14 protein-coding genes and 1 pseudogene are annotated in these 13,954 nt (G+C 62.0%); 13 read left to right on the forward strand and 2 right to left on the reverse strand.

Annotated features, from left to right (window positions below; all coding sequences use genetic code 11):
* Window positions 1-16 precede the first annotated feature (16 nt).
* From NKI32_RS21695 to NKI32_RS21730, 8 genes and pseudogenes are all read left to right on the forward strand, one after another.
* Window positions 17-661: a TetR/AcrR family transcriptional regulator gene (locus NKI32_RS21695; protein ID WP_352512344.1), complete on the forward strand. Its 645-nt coding sequence runs from the start codon at window positions 17-19 to the stop codon at window positions 659-661.
* On the forward strand, window positions 630-1,793 hold the full coding sequence (locus tag NKI32_RS21700) for an isovaleryl-CoA dehydrogenase (protein ID WP_023687268.1): 1,164 nt from the start codon (window positions 630-632) through the stop codon (window positions 1,791-1,793). The genes NKI32_RS21695 and NKI32_RS21700 overlap by 32 nt, the downstream gene beginning before the upstream one ends.
* Window positions 1,794-1,900: 107 nt before the next feature.
* Window positions 1,901-2,725, forward strand: coding sequence for a DUF1444 family protein (locus tag NKI32_RS21705; RefSeq protein WP_352986956.1), 825 nt, complete (start codon window positions 1,901-1,903; stop codon window positions 2,723-2,725).
* Between the two features lie 8 nt (window positions 2,726-2,733).
* Window positions 2,734-4,341 carry a carboxyl transferase domain-containing protein gene (locus tag NKI32_RS21710; RefSeq protein ID WP_352840243.1) on the forward strand — a complete coding sequence of 536 codons (1,608 nt, stop codon included), beginning with the start codon at window positions 2,734-2,736 and terminating at the stop codon, window positions 4,339-4,341.
* Window positions 4,342-4,343: 2 nt separating this feature from the next.
* Window positions 4,344-4,873: pseudogene (locus NKI32_RS21715) on the forward strand (O-acetyl-ADP-ribose deacetylase).
* A gap of 120 nt (window positions 4,874-4,993) precedes the next feature.
* Window positions 4,994-5,368 (forward strand): hypothetical protein, encoded by a 375-nt coding sequence (locus NKI32_RS21720; RefSeq protein ID WP_023670207.1) that lies wholly within the window; start codon window positions 4,994-4,996, stop codon window positions 5,366-5,368.
* 45 nt (window positions 5,369-5,413) lie between these two features.
* Window positions 5,414-5,791 (forward strand): hypothetical protein, encoded by a 378-nt coding sequence (locus NKI32_RS21725; RefSeq protein ID WP_352986954.1) that lies wholly within the window; start codon window positions 5,414-5,416, stop codon window positions 5,789-5,791.
* Between the two features lie 49 nt (window positions 5,792-5,840).
* The gene (locus NKI32_RS21730; protein WP_353003543.1) at window positions 5,841-7,802 is read left to right on the forward strand and encodes an acetyl/propionyl/methylcrotonyl-CoA carboxylase subunit alpha; all 1,962 of its coding nucleotides are present in this window, start codon (window positions 5,841-5,843) and stop codon (window positions 7,800-7,802) included.
* Window positions 7,803-7,865: 63 nt separating this feature from the next.
* Here NKI32_RS21730 and NKI32_RS21735 read toward each other — a convergent pair whose 3' ends face one another.
* Window positions 7,866-8,987, reverse strand: coding sequence for a branched-chain amino acid ABC transporter substrate-binding protein (locus NKI32_RS21735; RefSeq protein ID WP_353003545.1), 1,122 nt, complete (start codon window positions 8,985-8,987; stop codon window positions 7,866-7,868).
* Between the two features lie 389 nt (window positions 8,988-9,376).
* Window positions 9,377-9,643, reverse strand: coding sequence for an SEL1-like repeat protein (locus NKI32_RS21740; RefSeq protein ID WP_006199745.1), 267 nt, complete (start codon window positions 9,641-9,643; stop codon window positions 9,377-9,379).
* A gap of 440 nt (window positions 9,644-10,083) precedes the next feature.
* Here NKI32_RS21740 and NKI32_RS21745 point away from each other — a divergent pair, with 440 nt between their 5' ends.
* From NKI32_RS21745 to NKI32_RS21765, 5 genes are all read left to right on the forward strand, one after another.
* Window positions 10,084-10,425 carry a DUF2147 domain-containing protein gene (locus NKI32_RS21745; RefSeq protein ID WP_023705415.1) on the forward strand — a complete coding sequence of 114 codons (342 nt, stop codon included), beginning with the start codon at window positions 10,084-10,086 and terminating at the stop codon, window positions 10,423-10,425.
* A gap of 226 nt (window positions 10,426-10,651) precedes the next feature.
* Window positions 10,652-10,804 (forward strand): hypothetical protein, encoded by a 153-nt coding sequence (locus NKI32_RS21750; protein WP_023670201.1) that lies wholly within the window; start codon window positions 10,652-10,654, stop codon window positions 10,802-10,804.
* 39 nt (window positions 10,805-10,843) lie between these two features.
* Window positions 10,844-11,038 carry a hypothetical protein gene (locus tag NKI32_RS21755; protein ID WP_023670200.1) on the forward strand — a complete coding sequence of 65 codons (195 nt, stop codon included), beginning with the start codon at window positions 10,844-10,846 and terminating at the stop codon, window positions 11,036-11,038.
* 277 nt (window positions 11,039-11,315) lie between these two features.
* Window positions 11,316-12,776: an AMP nucleosidase gene (locus tag NKI32_RS21760; RefSeq protein WP_023731828.1), complete on the forward strand. Its 1,461-nt coding sequence runs from the start codon at window positions 11,316-11,318 to the stop codon at window positions 12,774-12,776.
* A gap of 152 nt (window positions 12,777-12,928) precedes the next feature.
* Entirely contained in the window at window positions 12,929-13,930 is a 1,002-nt protein-coding gene (locus NKI32_RS21765) for an endonuclease/exonuclease/phosphatase family protein (protein ID WP_353003547.1), read from the forward strand.
* Window positions 13,931-13,954: the final 24 nt, after the last annotated feature.

Here is a 13,954-nt window from a genome sequence, read left to right on the forward strand (position 1 = left end):
GTATCGGGAGACGTTCATGGCACGCACAACGGGATCCGACGGCGAAAAAACTGAAGCGGCCGTCCGGGAGGCTGCGGTCAGCCTGATCGCCCGCTTCGGCTACGAGGCAATGTCGATGCGGCAGCTTGCCGCCGAGGTCGGCGTCCAGGCCGCCGCGCTCTACCGCTATTTTCCGACCAAGGAAGACCTGCTGTTCACGCTGATGCGCGAACATATGGAAGGGCTGATCGAAGCGTGGGACGCCGCACGCCCCGACGCTGCCGATCCGGCAACGCGGCTTGCCGCCTATGTCGAAAACCACATCGCTTTCCACATCGAGCGCCGCCACTCCACCCATGTCTCGAACATGGAATTGCGCAGCCTGTCGCATGACCGGCTGACGCAGATACTGCGCATGCGCACCGCCTATGAGAAGGAGTTGCGCGCCATCCTGCGCGACGGCGCGGAGGCCGGCGCCTTCAGTGTCGATGACACGGGGCTCACTGCCATGGCCCTGATCCAGATGATGACCGGCGTCATCGTCTGGTTCCGGCCGGGCGAGCGGCTGTCGATGGCTAAAGTCACGGCGACATATCTTTCAATGACAATGCGCCTGGTTGGCGCGAAGATCGAAATCGGGGAGGAACGGCATGTACACGAACACACTCAGCTTCGGGCATGACGAGGACATCGAGGCGCTGCGCGATCTGGTGCGCCGCTTTGCCCAGGAGAAAATAGCGCCGATCGCTGCCGAGATCGACCGCAGCAATCAATTCCCCACGCATCTGTGGAAAGAGCTCGGCGCGCTCGGCCTTCTCGGCATCACCGCCGATCCCGATTTCGGCGGCAGCGGCATGGGCTATCTTGCCCACGTCATTGCGGTGGAAGAGATTTCGCGCGCCTCGGCCTCGGTTGGTCTCTCCTACGGCGCCCATTCGAACCTCTGCGTCAACCAAATCAACCGCTGGGCGACGCCGGCGCAGAAGGAGAAATTCCTGCCGGCATTGTGCTCGGGCGAAAGGGCAGGTGCGCTGGCCATGTCGGAATCGGGCGCCGGCTCCGACGTCGTCTCGCTCAAACTGCGCGCCGAAAAGCGCAACGACCGCTATGTGCTCAACGGCTCGAAAATGTGGATCACCAACGGCCCCGACGCCGAAACGCTGGTGGTCTACGCCAAGACCGATCCGGAGCGGAAATCGCACGGCATCACCGCCTTCATCGTCGAAAAGACGATGGCCGGCTTCTCGGCATCGCCAAAGCTCGACAAGCTCGGCATGCGCGGCTCCAACACCGGCGAACTGGTGTTCGACAATGTCGAGGTGCCCTATGACAATGTGCTGCATGAGGAGGGCCGCGGCGTCGAGGTCCTGATGTCGGGCCTCGACTACGAGCGCACCGTGCTCGCCGGCGGACCGCTCGGGCTCATGGCGGCCTGTCTCGACGTGGCGATCCCCTATGTGCATGAGCGCAAGCAGTTCGGCCAGCCGATCGGCGAGTTCCAGCTCGTGCAGGGCAAACTTGCCGACATGTATTCGACGATGAACGCCGCGCGCGCTTACGTTTATGCTGTCGCGGCTGCCTGCGATCGCGGCCTGACGACACGCAAGGATGCCGCTGGCTGCGTGCTGTTTGCCGCCGAAAAAGCGACGCTGATGGCGCTCGACGCCATCCAGCTGCTTGGCGGCAACGGCTATACCAACGAGTATCCGACCGGCCGGCTGTTGCGCGACGCCAAGCTCTACGAGATCGGCGCCGGGACCAGCGAAATCCGCCGCTGGCTGATCGGGCGCGAGATCATGGCGGAAGGGGTTTAGTACCTGCCAAGATGGCAGGCTGTAGTTTTGCGGGTATCGAGAGACAAGTAGGGCGATAGATGGTTACGTCATCGGGGCATCCAGTCACAAGGCGGGGGATATTTGCGATGGCCTTGTTTTCCACAATCGCTGCCTTTCTCGGGCGCGCGAAGGCTCAGAAGCGTCGCTTTTCTAATATGGCGGAATTCAGAGAGCTCGTAATTGCCGAATTCAAACGGCAGCCGGGTGTCGATAGCGCTGTCGCAGACCCATCGGATCCTGCAAAAATCGGTGCAAAACTCGATGGCGCAGAAGTGACGGCAGACGTCACAAACGTGTTCGGGCACTTGAACTCATACCCCGACGAAGACGCCGATGCGGCCATACGCAGGCTTGTCCGAGGCCTCGCCGAAATACGACCTAGGGCGAGTGAAGAAAGTCTGATCGCGGTGATACGGACCCAGCAGTATGTCGAGCACCTCAAATCGATGGGTTTGGATTTATTGTGCGAACCGCTGGTTGGTGAAATTGCGGTCGTATACACGGCCGACCTTCCCGATTCAGTCTCACCTGTTGCTCCGAAGGACTTCCCCGGCCGGGCGCTTTCGGATTTGCGCGATGTCGCACTAGGCAATGTGAAGAAATGGCTGCCGAAAATTGTCTCCGACGGCCAGATTGGCACATTTTATCTCTATTACGTCGACGGCAATACGATGCTCTCCACGAGCCTTGTGCTGCTCGACGAGTTCTGGCTGTCGATCAAAGCACAGTTTCCCGGCGATGTTTTATTTGCGCTGCCGCGCCGGGATCAATTGTTCATCTTCGATGCGAGCAATCCGCAGGCCCAAAGCGCGGCCAGACAGATGATCGACGTCACGTTCGAGGATGGCTTCAATCTGCTATCCGATAAAATTTTCGAACGCCGCAACGGCAAACTCCTAGCCCAGATGTAGAGCTCGAAATGGCCGTACTCCAGACCCAGATCTCGCCCTCCTCCGAAACCTACCTCGCCAATGCCGAGCGCATGCGGGCGCTGGTTGCCGACATTGCGGACAAGGCGGCAACCGTCGAGCGCGGTGGCTCGGAGGAGGCGCGCGAGCGTCATGTTTCGCGCGGCAAGCTGTTGCCGCGCGAGCGGCTGGCGCAGTTGCTCGACACCGGCTCGCCTTTCCTCGAGATCGGCCAGTTCGCGGCATGGTCCATGTATGGCGAGGAGATTTCCTCGGCCGGCCTCGTCGCCGGCGTCGGCCGTGTCGAAGGCACCGAGGTGATGGTCGTGGTCAATGACGCCACGGTGAAGGGCGGCACCTATTATCCGCTCACGGTGAAGAAGCATTTGCGCGCACAGGAGATCGCGCTGCAAAACAATCTGCCTTGCGTCTATCTGGTCGACAGCGGCGGCGCCAACCTGCCTAATCAGGACGAGGTGTTTCCCGATCGCGAGCATTTCGGCCGCATCTTCTACAACCAGGCCAACATGTCGGCGGCCGGCATTCCGCAGATCGCCTGCGTCATGGGCTCATGTACTGCGGGCGGCGCCTATGTGCCGGCAATGTCGGACGAGACGATCATGGTGCGCAACCAGGCGACCATTTTTCTCGGCGGCCCGCCTCTGGTGAAGGCGGCTACGGGTGAAGATGTCAGCGCCGAGGAGCTTGGCGGCGCCGACGTGCACACCAGGCTGTCCGGTGTCGCCGACCACTATGCGCTGGACGACGAACATGCGCTGGCCATCTGCCGGCGCATCGTCAAAAATCTCAACCGGCGCAAGACTGTAAGCCTGACCTTACAGAAACCCATGCCGCCGCTTCATGACGCGCATGAACTCTACGGCATCGTGCCGACGGATCTGCGCCAGCCCTATGATGTGCGCGAGGTGATCGCGCGCGTCGTCGACGGCTCCGAGTTCGACGAGTTCAAGCAGAATTACGGCACCACGCTGGTCACCGGCTTTGCCCATCTTCAGGGCATGCCGGTCGGCATCATCGCCAACAATGGCGTGCTTTTTTCCGAAAGTGCTGTGAAGGGCGCGCATTTCATCGAGCTGTGCTGCCAGCGCAAGATCCCGCTGATCTTCCTGCAGAACATCACCGGCTTCATGGTCGGGCGAAAATACGAGGCCGGCGGCATCGCCAAGGACGGCGCCAAGCTGGTGATGGCGGTTGCCACCGCCAAGGTGCCGAAGGTGACGATGATCATCGGCGGGTCGTTCGGTGCCGGCAATTACGGCATGTGCGGACGCGCCTACTCGCCGCGGTTCCTGTGGATGTGGCCGAATGCGCGCATTTCGGTGATGGGCGGCGAACAGGCGGCGACCGTGCTGGCGGTGGTCAAGCGCGAGGGCATCGAGCGCAAGGGTGGTGAATGGAGCACTGAGGAGGAAGCGAAATTCAAAAAGCCGATCCTGATGAAATACGAGCATGAGGGCCATCCGCTCTACTCCTCGGCGCGGCTATGGGACGACGGCATCATCGACCCGGCGAAAACGCGCGAGGTGCTGGCGCTCAGCCTGTCGGCCGCGCTCAACGCCGACATCGAGGAAACGAAGTTCGGCGTGTTCAGGATGTAGTGATGAGCAAGCTCGGCCAACGGATACATGTCCACACCGGCGACATCACCAGGCTTGCGGTCGATGCCATCGTCAATGCCGCCAATTCCTCGCTGCTGGGCGGCGGCGGCGTCGACGGCGCCATTCACCGCGCCACCGGCCCGGAGCTCGAATTCGAATGCCGGATGCTGAACGGCTGCAATGTCGGCGAAGCAAAGCTTACCAAGGGCTATCACCTGCCGGCACGTTACATCATCCACACGGTCGGACCTGTCTGGCAAGGCGGCGGCAAAGGCGAAGCCGGACTGCTCGCCTCCTGCTATATCCGATCGCTCGAAATCGCCGCCGCCAGGGATTGCCGGACCGTGGCATTTCGGGCGATCTCCACCGGCATGTACCGCTATCCGAAAATGAGGCGACGCAGATCGCCGTTGGCATCGCAGGTACCTTCGTCGGACAGAACTCAACGGCCGAAACAGTTATTTTCTGCTGCTTCGACGAGCCAATAGCTCAACTATACCGACAAGCCGTTGCTGCCATTGGAGGATGCTAGTCTGCATGGATAAGATGGTTCCTCCACCTACGCAAAAGCAATTTTCGGTGAGCAGGCTGGCGGCACTGGAGAATAGACGCTATTGTTCATCCCACATTGGGCAACGGGGATGGGGTAAAGATGAGGCCGAAATATTCGGGAAAAACGACTGCGTCGGTACTTGCAGTCTTGCTTATATTTGCGGTACCCGGCGTTGGCGCCGCGGCATCGCTGGCGGGAAGCAAAGGCGACATCCATTTCTATCCGTATTTGCCGAAAAGCCCGAAAGACCAGTGCACCATGGCTTACAACGCCTATGTGGCCGCCGGCGGCCATTCGGCCTATGCGACCACGCCCTATGCCCGGATCCGTTCGTTGTACATCATCTGCGGCTCGGGCTTGAATGCACCGTCACAGAAGGCTGCCGAAGAACGGGCGATGAAATCCTGCGAGTCCGCCCGCAGCCACTACAAGGTCATTACAGGGGCTGGCTGCGAAGTTGCGGCATCGAAGTAGGCCGACAAGCATCGGCTTGGGCATTTTTCAAATGGGCGGGGCAAGATGAAATCGACACGCATCAAACGAATTACTGTATCGATGCTTGCCGGCCTGCTCGTATTTACGGCACCCGGTATCGGGGCGGCTGGATCGCTGGCGGGCAGCAAGGGAGACACCCGATTCTGGCCTCCGTTGTCACTGAATCCAAAGGAGCCCTGCACGAAGTCGTACAACGCCTATGTCGCGGCGAGTGGCCACTCGGCCTACGCGACCACATTCTACTCGCGCGTCGACGATCTTTACATCATCTGCGGTGCGCGGCTGAACGCGCCATCTCAGAAGGCCGCGGAAGAGTTGGCGTTGCGAAGCTGTCAGGTTGGCCTGAAAAAGTGGAAGGTTCAGACCGCGAGCGGCGGCTGCAAAATCTCGGCTTCGAAATAGGCTCATTCCTGCCAGACCGGCGCCGCCCGAGACAAACCCGGGAGGCTCCATGTTCGCCAAGATCCTGATCGCCAATCGCGGCGAGATCGCCTGCCGGGTGATACGCACGGCCAGGAAGATGGGGGTGCGCACCGTTGCCGTCTATTCCGACGCGGACGCCAAGGCTCTGCATGTCGAAATGGCCGACGAGGCGGTGCATATCGGCGCTTCGCCCGTCGGTGAAAGCTATCTGCGCGGCGACAGGATTGTTGCGGCGGCGCTGGCGACCGGCGCCGAAGCAATTCACCCCGGCTATGGCTTCCTCTCGGAAAACCCCGATTTCGTCGACCAGGTGGTGGCGGCAGGGCTCACCTTCATCGGCCCGTCGGCCGCCTCGATCCGCGCCATGGGGCTGAAGGACGCGGCCAAGCGGCTGATGGAAAAGGCCGGCGTGCCGGTGGTGCCGGGCTATCATGGCGAGGCGCAGGAGATCGTGCTGCTGGCGTCCAAGGCGCGTGAGATCGGCTATCCCGTTCTGATCAAGGCGCGCGCCGGCGGTGGCGGCAAGGGCATGCGCCGCGTCGAACATCCCGAAGATTTTTCGGAAGCGCTGTCAGGCGCACGGCGCGAGGCCAAGGCCGCGTTCGGCGACGATCGCGTGCTGGTCGAAAAATACGTCGACAAGCCGCGCCACATCGAGGTCCAGGTGTTCGGCGACAATTTTGGCAATGCCGTGCATCTCTACGAGCGCGACTGCTCGGCGCAGCGCCGCCACCAGAAGGTGATCGAGGAAGCGCCGGCGCCCGGCATGACGCTGGCGCTGCGCGAGGCGATGACGGAAGCGGCGGTCAAGGCCGCCAAGGCGATCAGCTATTCCGGCGCCGGCACCATCGAATTCATCGTCGATGCCTCGCAAGGGCTGAAGGCCGACCGCTTCTGGTTCATGGAAATGAACACCCGCCTGCAGGTCGAGCATCCCGTCACCGAAATGGTCACCGGCACCGACCTGGTCGAGTGGCAGTTGCGGGTAGCCGCCGGCGAAAAGCTGCCGAAGACGCAGAGCGAAATCACGCTTTCCGGCCACGCCTTCGAGGCGCGCATCTATGCCGAGGACGCGGCGAAAGGGTTTCTGCCGGCGACCGGCACGCTGCATCACCTGGCGTTTCCCGACAACGCGCCCGAAGGCGCCAGCATGCGCATCGAGACCGGCGTGCGGGCGGGCGATGCGATCTCGCCCTTCTACGATCCGATGATCGCTAAGCTGGTCGTCCACGCCAAGGACAGGCAGGCGGCGCTCGACGCGCTCGGCACTGCGTTGTCGCAGACCGAGATTGCCGGCTCGACCGTCAACACCGCGTTTCTCGCGGCACTTGCCGCGGACGCAGATTTTTCGGCCGGTGATGTCGATACCGGCCTGATCGGCAGGCATCAGGAAGCGCTGACCGCGGTCGCCCCGCCGCGCAGCGAGATCGTTGCCGCGGCGGCCCTTGCCGCGGCGGGCGCCGGTGCCTTGCCGCCGTCGAACGATCCGTGGTCGTCACTTGCCGGCTATGCGCATTTCCACAGCGTTGCGCGCCGCACGCGCCTGCGCCATGGCGAGGACGATATACTGGCGCGTGTTTCAGTGCGGCCGGACGGGCGCTTCGAGGTGGCGCTCGACGCGCCCTATGACAGCGTCAATTCGCATGATCTTCGCGCCGCCCCTCGCCTTGCCCGCTGGCCAGGCCACGTCACCGTGTTCGAAGGCGCCGTCGGCTACAGTTTCCTCGTCCCGGATCCGCTGGCGCGAACCGACGAGGCGGCCGCCGCTTCCGGCAGCCTGCGCGCGCCGATGCCGGGCCTGGTCAAGCTGGTGCACGCGGCAAAGGGCGAAAGGGTGATCAAGGGCCAGCCGCTGTTGATCCTGGAAGCGATGAAGATGGAGCACACGATCGCGGCCAGCCATGACGGCGTGATCGCCGAGATCGCCACAGAGGGCGCGCAGGTCACCGACGGAACGGTGCTGGTGCGCTTCGTTGAAGAGGCTTCATAGCCGGCTGAGGCTTGAACAAAAATGGCCGGGACAAGCCCGGCCATTTCCATGAGTACGCGCCGCTTACTGCGCGATCGGTGCGTATTTGCCGTCGTGCCACTGGTTGATGTCGTAGCTGGCGTTCTTCAGATCGCCCTTCTCGTCGAAGGTCACGTCGCCGACCACGGTGCTGAACGGCGTGCCGTTCTTCAGCGCTTCGGCGACCTTGACCGGATCGTCTGTTCCGGCGCGCTTGACGCCCTCTGCAAACGCCTGAACGACGGCGTAGGAGAACAGCGTGAAGCCTTCCGGCACGAAGCCGCCCGCCTTGATCTTGGCGATGGCTTCCTTGGCTTCCGGCTTGGCCTGCGGGTCCGACGGGAAGACGAACAGGGTGCCTTCACCGGCGGGGCCGGCGACCTGCCAGAATTCCGGCGAGGCGATCGAGTCCGGCATGATCAGCTGGAACTTGACGCTCTGCTCGGCCGACTGACGCAGGATAAGCCCGGCTTCCGGGTGATAGCCGCCGAAATAGACAACGTCGGCCTTGAGGTCCTTCAGCTTGGTGACGAGAGCCGAATAATTCTTCTCGCCGGCATTGATGCCTTCATAGTCGATCTCCTTGAGGCCACCGGCATTCATCGTCGCCTTCACGGCATCGGCAACGCCCTGGCCGTAGGCGCTCTTGTCATGCAGGATAACGACATTCTTGCCGGCATATTTCTTGGCGATCCACGGGCCGATGAAGGCGCCCTGCGCGTCGTCACGCGTATAGAGACGCATGATCGTCGGCCAGCCGGCCTTGGCGGCGGCATCGGTCAGCTCGGGATTTGAAGAGGCCGGGCTCATCATCAGCGCGCCGGCCTCGGCGTAGACGGCGGAAGCCGGGATGCTCGAACCTGAACAGGCATGGCCGTCAATAAACTTGACGCTGTTGGCAACGATCCGGTTGGCCACAGAAACCGCCTGCTTGGGATCGCACTGGTCGTCCTCGATGTCGAGCTTGATCATCAAGCCGTTGACACCGCCGGCGGCGTTGATCGCATCGGCGGCTGCCGTTGCGCCCTGCTTGAACTGATCGCCGATCGTGGCGAGCTGTCCGGTCATCGGGCCGACCACCGAAATGGTGATGTCATCGGCAAAGGCAACCGGCGCGCTCATCATCAGGCCAAATACGGCCGCGCTCAAAATACCCATTTTTTTCATGGTGATAGAACTCCTCCCACACTCGCGCAGCCGCTCTGGCCGCGCTTCTTTCCGAAGGCGGGACAATTTCATCCTTCATTGGGCCTGTCTAGGCGCATCGGCGCCGCTCGATTGGGCCTCATCAACGCAAAAAGCCACGCCAGCCTGTTCCGGCCGCTCGTGGCTTTTTGCTCGTAGAGCAGTCCCCATGCGCCCCCGCGCCAAGAAAAACCTGCCCGCCGTCCCCATTGTGCACGACTGGACCGTGCCGGCCTGCCGCGTTCTTGTTCTTTCATGGTCGGCCGTCTTGTCGCGGCCTTGTCGTTTCACCGGTTCCGACCGTCTTTGCGGTCTTGATCCCGGGGCTTCCCTGTTTTCGATAATCTGCCTGCGATAATCTGCTCGCGATCTCAGTGCATCGTCATCCATTCGCGGGCTTCGCGCAGCGCCTTGGCGATCTCGACCTTGGACATTGCGGCCGACAGTTCCGAGCGCAGTTCCGCGGCGCGGACCGAGCCCTTGATGGCGGCGATGTTGAACCATTTGTGGGCGGCAACGACATCGGTCTCGCAATCGCGGCCGGTCGCATACATCATGCCCAGTTCGAAAAGAATGTCGGCCTGGGCAGTTGCCCCCATGGCGCCGAAGCCGGCTTCAAGCATTTCAAAACGTGCCATTTTAGTCCCCTGTCTGGCTCCCGAGAGCGGGCCTCTTCTGTCCCCCGGTGTTCCCTGGGGAGCCGCTCTTTCGATGCTTCCGAGAATGAGGCCGAGCCTTGAATCCGTCGTTAAATGGCGTGCTTAATTTGGAGAAAACAAAGCTAAAACAAGAGGTAAACGCGGAAATTCGTTAAGGATACAAAGTCAGCAATCCCGCCGTTTTTCGATCGATTTGACGAAAATTTGCAAGGCGCCGATCAACACTCTGCTAACCACGCAAACCAAAGCCAACGCCTCGATCGTTTCATTTTCACGGGCTGCGCTCTCCCGACCCCGCATGAAAATTGCGAAACCTTCCGTCGCGGCACCCGCTTTTGTTTTGCCGGGAGCTGGATTAGCTTACGTTTGCGTAAGGGGCAGAGAGGCGGCTGCCCCACCTAACACCAGGGAGGACAGATATGTTTCGCAAAGTGAGCTTGGCCCTGGCGGCCACCGTGATGATGGCTGGTGCGGCCTGGGCCGATCCGATCGAAGGGAACTGGAAGACACAAGCCGGCGACACAGCAGTTATCGGCGGCAGCGGTTCATTCTCCATCACCCTGAAGACCGGCAAATATGCCGGGAAGACCATCGGTTCGCTCAAGGCGGCCGGGGCCAACAAATATGCCGGCAACATCACCGATCCGGCAAACGACAAGACCTATTCGGGCAAGGCAACACTGTCGGGCACCTCGCTCAAAATGAGCGGCTGCGTGCTCGGCGGGCTGATCTGCAAGAGCCAGACCTGGCACAAGCTCTGATCTTGCTGCTTTGAGTTGACCAACGGGGCCTTCACAGGCCCCGTTTTCTTTTGCAGGACGGTCCGCGCCATAGCGACGACCGTGCCGTTTGCGGCGGCGCAAACCCGAACCGATGCTCTCCCTAAAACATCGTCAATCACTTTGAACCGCAGATGAACGCCGGCATCAGCGCCGGTTCAGTCGCATCAGGGCATTTTGATGGCGTGTTCAAGGAGACACTCCGCAAATGCTCGCTCGCCGCTTCACCATCGTCTGCCTGTTGATGAGCCTGTTCGGGATGCTCTTCGCCATCCTCGTGGCCGAATCCGGCCGTCCGGCCCGTTCCTGGGATGCAGCCAGTTCCTGCCAATTCGATTGCATGAACCATTTTCGCCCCTGAGACGACAAAGACATAGATCCAAACAGAAAAGCAAAAGCCATGAACCGCATCGCCATCAACGCCCTCCAGACCCTTCGGCTCCTGCCGCGGGCGGCGCTCGTCCTGGTCGTGCTGTCGGCGCCGGTCCTGGCCATGCCAATGATGCGGGCCAATGCCGACACGACGATCGACGCGCCGGCGACGAAGAAGCATGGCGTCGGCTTTGTCTTGCTGGTCAGTCTGCAGCGCGGGTAAGGTGTGCCGGTATTAAGGTGATGCCGGCCTGCAAGTGGCGGCCTTGGTGCTCACATGCTTCGAGTACGCTCCGCTCCGGTTCTCGAAGCCAGCCAGTTTGGTCGCTTCGCGCCCGTCCTCGACTCCGGCTCAGCGTTACCTGAATCTCAGCACACCTTGGGCGTGGACGAATAAATCGACCACTTGGCGGCCACCCTCCCCTCCCAAGTGCGGCCTCAAGTCTCTATATTGAGCCATGGAAAAGCGAATCTACCCACAAGCTATCGAATCGGTCGTCATGCCGGAGCCTTTCGGCAAGCAGAGCTTCGACGACGCCAAAAAGGCCGTGGCCGCCTTGCAGGTGCTCTACGACCGCAACACCAAGTTTCTGCGCGACTCCTTTGCCACGCTTGCCGCCGGCGGCGACGAAAGCAAGCGCTACCGCGCCTTCTACCCGGAGATCGGCGTCACCACCAATTCGTTCACCCAGATCGACTCGCGCCAGGCCTACGGCCACATGCCGACCCCCGGGCATTTCTCGACCACCATCACCCAGCCGGTGCTGTTCGAACGCTATCTCGTAGAGCAGCTTCGCCTGATCATGCGCAATCACGGCGTGCCGGTAACGGTTTCGGAATCGACCACGCCGATCCCGCTGCATTTCGCGTTCCTTGAAGGAACCCATGTCGATGGCGCCGCCGCCGACCGCATCAAACGGCCGATCCGCGACCTGTTCGACGTGCCGGATCTCGACGGCACCGACGACCAGATCGCCAACGGCACCTTCGAGGTCGCGTTCGGCGAACCAAGGCCGCTGGCGCCGTTCACGGCGCAGCGCATCGACTATTCGCTGCACCGCATGACGCACTACACGGCGACCAGCCCGCAGCATTTCCAGAACTTCGTGCTGTTCACCAACTACCAGTTCTACATCGACGAGTTCGTCGCCCGCGCGCGGGCCCAGATGGCTGAAGGCGGCCACGGCTATACCGAATTCGTCGAACCGGGCAATGTCATCACCAAGGCAGGGCAAAACGCGCCCAGCGAAGGCGTGGCGGCGCCGCGCCTGCCTCAGATGCCAGCCTATCATCTGAAGAAGCCGAACCATGGCGGCATCACCATGGTCAACATCGGCGTCGGCCCGTCCAACGCCAAGACGATCACCGACCATGTCGCGGTGCTGCGGCCACATGCATGGCTGATGCTCGGCCATTGCGCCGGCCTGCGCAACACTCAGGCGCTGGGCGACTATGTGCTGGCGCATGCCTATGTCCGGGAAGACCATGTGCTGGACGATGACCTGCCGGTGTGGGTGCCGATACCGCCGCTGGCCGAGATCCAGGTGGCGCTGCAGGAGGCGGTCGCCGAAGTCACCGGACTTTCCGGCTACGATCTCAAGCGCATCATGCGCACCGGCACCGTCGCCACCATCGACAACCGCAACTGGGAACTGCGCGACCAGCGCGGACCGGTGCAGCGGCTGTCGCAGTCGCGCGCCATCGCGCTCGATATGGAATCGGCCACGATCGCCGCCAATGGCTTCCGCTTCCGCGTGCCCTACGGCACGCTGCTTTGCGTCTCCGACAAGCCGCTGCATGGCGAGTTGAAGCTGCCCGGCATGGCGACCGAATTCTACAAGCGGCAAGTGGCGCAGCATCTGACCATCGGCATCAAGGCGATGGAGAAGCTGGCGGAAATGCCGATGGAACGGTTGCATTCGCGCAAGCTGAGAAGCTTTTCGGAGACGGCCTTTCAGTAGACCGGCTTGCCGTAAATGTTTGCCGCGAGGCGTTTCGTCATCTTGATTGGGCCGCATTTCAGCCGATAAAGGCCTGCTACCTCGGCAATGTATTACCCGGTCTATGGGCAAACCCCGGTCTGATGGCACGCGTGCGAAAGATGATGGCTTCAATGGCGTTCCTGGCAATGCTCGGCCTCTCGGCCGCGCTTGTAGCCGGGTTCTTTGGCGCACTGCATCCGGCCTTCGATTCCTTCGCCCATTTCCGCATCCATTTTGCCGTGCTGATGGGGCTGATTGCGCTGCCGCTGCTCGCCACCTCGTTTCGCCTGCAGGCGGGCGTGGGCCTGCTGCTGGCCGTGGCCGCCTTCGCCAGCACGTTGAGCACCTTGCCGCGCCTGTGGCCGGTGCAGGCCGCCAATGACGCCTCGCCCGGCAACGAACCGGTCTACCGGCTGCTGCAGATGAACCTGCGTTTCAACAATCCGACACCCAAGAAGGTTCTTTCGCTGATCGCCAGGACCAACCCAGACGTGATCACGCTCGACGAAGTATCGGCCATGTGGGCGACCGAACTCGGCTATATCCAGAACGCCTATCCCTATCGCATCCTGTGCGCCCATCCCGACGGCGTGTGGGGCGTGGCGCTTTTGTCCCGGCGACCCTTTGCGGCCGGCACCGAGCCGCATTGCGAACCGCGCGGCGCGATGGCGGCCGCCACCGTCGATTTCGGCGGCACTCCGGTCGATGTCGCGGCGATCCATTTGAGCTGGCCGTGGCCGAAGGAACAATACTGGCAGATCGGCGAGTTGACCGAGACGCTCACCTCGCTCGGCGAGACGGCGATCATGGCCGGCGACTGCAATGCCGTGCCGTGGAGCGCCGCGGTACGGCGCGTTGCCTCGCTCGGCGGACTGACCGTGATGCCGTCGGCCGGACCGACCTGGATCCACCGGACCCTGCCCGATTTCCTGCGGCGCTATGTGGGCCTGCCGATCGACCAGGTGTTTTCGAAGGGCGGGGTGACCATCCTGTCGTCGACGCAGATGGAAGAGACCGGCTCCGACCATCTGCCGGTGATGGTGGAATTTTCATTGATGCGCGACGAGACCAAGCCGGTCGACGAGGATTCTACCGCGACTGTGTCGCTGACCCAGCCCAGCATGGGCGGCTAGATCGTACGCCACGGGGCTTACGGT

The sequence above is a fragment of the Mesorhizobium sp. M0761 genome (genome assembly GCF_040320205.1).
Classification (GTDB): Bacteria; Pseudomonadota; Alphaproteobacteria; order Rhizobiales; family Rhizobiaceae; genus Mesorhizobium.

Excerpts from the sequence above, each read along its gene's own strand:
- NKI32_RS21695 (WP_352512344.1), top strand. The coding sequence starts at position 17 with ATGGCACGCACAACGGGATCCGACGGCGAAAAAACTGAAGCGGCCGTC.
- NKI32_RS21700 (WP_023687268.1), top strand. The coding sequence starts at position 630 with ATGTACACGAACACACTCAGCTTCGGGCATGACGAGGACATCGAGGCG.
- NKI32_RS21705 (WP_352986956.1), top strand. The coding sequence starts at position 1,901 with ATGGCCTTGTTTTCCACAATCGCTGCCTTTCTCGGGCGCGCGAAGGCT.
- NKI32_RS21710 (WP_352840243.1), top strand. The coding sequence starts at position 2,734 with ATGGCCGTACTCCAGACCCAGATCTCGCCCTCCTCCGAAACCTACCTC.
- NKI32_RS21720 (WP_023670207.1), top strand. The coding sequence starts at position 4,994 with ATGAGGCCGAAATATTCGGGAAAAACGACTGCGTCGGTACTTGCAGTC.
- NKI32_RS21725 (WP_352986954.1), top strand. The coding sequence starts at position 5,414 with ATGAAATCGACACGCATCAAACGAATTACTGTATCGATGCTTGCCGGC.
- NKI32_RS21730 (WP_353003543.1), top strand. The coding sequence starts at position 5,841 with ATGTTCGCCAAGATCCTGATCGCCAATCGCGGCGAGATCGCCTGCCGG.
- NKI32_RS21735 (WP_353003545.1), bottom strand. The coding sequence starts at position 8,987 with ATGAAAAAAATGGGTATTTTGAGCGCGGCCGTATTTGGCCTGATGATG.
- NKI32_RS21740 (WP_006199745.1), bottom strand. The coding sequence starts at position 9,643 with ATGGCACGTTTTGAAATGCTTGAAGCCGGCTTCGGCGCCATGGGGGCA.
- NKI32_RS21745 (WP_023705415.1), top strand. The coding sequence starts at position 10,084 with ATGTTTCGCAAAGTGAGCTTGGCCCTGGCGGCCACCGTGATGATGGCT.
- NKI32_RS21750 (WP_023670201.1), top strand. The coding sequence starts at position 10,652 with ATGCTCGCTCGCCGCTTCACCATCGTCTGCCTGTTGATGAGCCTGTTC.
- NKI32_RS21755 (WP_023670200.1), top strand. The coding sequence starts at position 10,844 with ATGAACCGCATCGCCATCAACGCCCTCCAGACCCTTCGGCTCCTGCCG.
- NKI32_RS21760 (WP_023731828.1), top strand. The coding sequence starts at position 11,316 with ATGCCGGAGCCTTTCGGCAAGCAGAGCTTCGACGACGCCAAAAAGGCC.
- NKI32_RS21765 (WP_353003547.1), top strand. The coding sequence starts at position 12,929 with ATGGCGTTCCTGGCAATGCTCGGCCTCTCGGCCGCGCTTGTAGCCGGG.